This window comes from Rhizobium sp. SVR5-9E (genome assembly GCF_056755095.1).
Genome location: NZ_JBNDHS010000439.1, coordinates 1 through 269, shown reverse-complemented (window position 1 = coordinate 269; position 269 = coordinate 1). Strand labels below are relative to the sequence as shown.

Below are 269 nucleotides of genomic sequence, written 5' to 3'. Positions count from 1 at the left end.
GCATATTAATTCAGAAAGCATCGATTTTCAGGGAGAACCGTTGAGAGGATTGCAGATCATGGGACTTTTGGAAACACGTCTCCTGAATTTTGAAAATGTCATTTTGCTTTCGGTTAATGAAGGTAAACTTCCACTCGGAAATTCACAGAATACGTATATTCCTTTCGATGTACGGAAGTTTTTTGATCTTCATACCTTTTTGGAAAACGACAGTATTTATGCTTATCATTTTTACCGATTGATCCAAGATTCAAAGAATGTTCATTTAC

General features: G+C 35.3%; 1 protein-coding gene. It reads left to right on the top strand.

The genetic code is table 11. The features are described from left to right. Positions 1-58: 58 nt before the first annotated feature. Positions 59-269 (top strand): hypothetical protein (locus tag ACPYOJ_RS35530; protein WP_481420414.1); only part of this gene is annotated, 211 nt, incomplete at its 3' end.